This window comes from Paracoccus benzoatiresistens, from assembly GCF_026913015.1.
GTDB classification, from domain to species: domain Bacteria; phylum Pseudomonadota; class Alphaproteobacteria; order Rhodobacterales; family Rhodobacteraceae; genus Paracoccus; species Paracoccus benzoatiresistens.
This window is the reverse complement of record NZ_JAPTYD010000175.1, coordinates 1-1,074: the sequence shown is the minus strand read 5'-3', so window position 1 is coordinate 1,074 and position 1,074 is coordinate 1. Positions and strand designations below refer to the sequence as shown.

At 65.5% G+C, this 1,074-nt stretch carries 2 protein-coding genes; both read left to right on the top strand.

Annotated features, from left to right (window positions below):
* On the top strand, window positions 1-294 hold a 294-nt coding region (locus tag OU682_RS24090; RefSeq protein ID WP_268944700.1), incomplete at its 5' end, for an alkyl sulfatase C-terminal domain-containing protein.
* 118 nt (window positions 295-412) lie between these two features.
* Window positions 413-1,074 (top strand): transporter (locus OU682_RS24085; RefSeq protein WP_268944699.1); only part of this gene is annotated, 662 nt, incomplete at its 3' end.

Below are 1,074 nucleotides of genomic sequence, written 5' to 3'. Positions count from 1 at the left end.
GCCAACGAGACGCTCACCAACCTTCCGGGCTTTCACGCGGACAAGGCCGACCTGACCCTGACGGTGAACCGCTCCGACCTCGACCGCGTGATGGCGGGCGAGACGGACCTGGGGGCGCTGCTGGCCGATGGCACGGCCCGGGGCGAGGGGGATCTCTCGGTCCTCGAAAAGCTTGCATCGCTCATGGTCAGCTTCGATCCGCGCTTCGAGATCATGCCCGGCACGAAGGCGCGCACCGAACTGGCGGCACTGGAGCCTTTCGGGGGCGATGTCGGGGCCGTCATCCCGGAATGAACCTGGCTGACATCCAGACCGGCGCCGCCCCCCGCCGGCGCCGCTCTTATGTCCCTGGAGACCCAACCGCAGGGAAACTTTCTGGAGGAGACAGGCCATGCGCCGAGACAGGGCCGCAGTGTCGCTGATCGTTCTGCTGACCGGACCATGGGCTGGCCAGGCGCGGGCCCAGGACGACGAGGATCTTGCCCAGCAACTCGCCAACCCTGTCGCCTCGCTGATCAGCGTGCCGTTCCAACTCAACTACGACGACGGCATCGGGCCAGAGGGGGACGGATCGCGGTATCTTCTGAACATTCAACCGGTCGTTCCCTTTTCCCTCGGCCAGGATTGGAACCTGATCTCGCGCACCATCATTCCGGTCGTCCATCAAAGCGATGTGCTTCCCGGGTCTGGATCGCAGACAGGTGTCGGCGATATCGTGCAGAGCTTCTTCTTCTCGCCGAAGGCACCGACCGCGGGCGGCGTCATCTGGGGCGTGGGTCCGGTTTTCCTGCTGCCAACCGCCAGTGACGAGTTGCTCGGCACCGGAAAGTGGGGCGCCGGTCCAACAGGTGTCGTGCTGGTGCAGCGCGGGCCGTGGACCGTGGGCGGGCTGGCCAACCATCTCTGGTCATTCGCGGGCGACGAGGACCGCGCGGATGTCAACCGGACGTTCCTGCAGCCCTTCGCCTCCTACACAACCCCCGAAGCCTGGACCTTCACCCTGCAGACCGAGAGCACCTATGACTGGGAGACCGAGCAGTGGTCGGTTCCCGTCAACGCGGTGGCTTCAAAGCT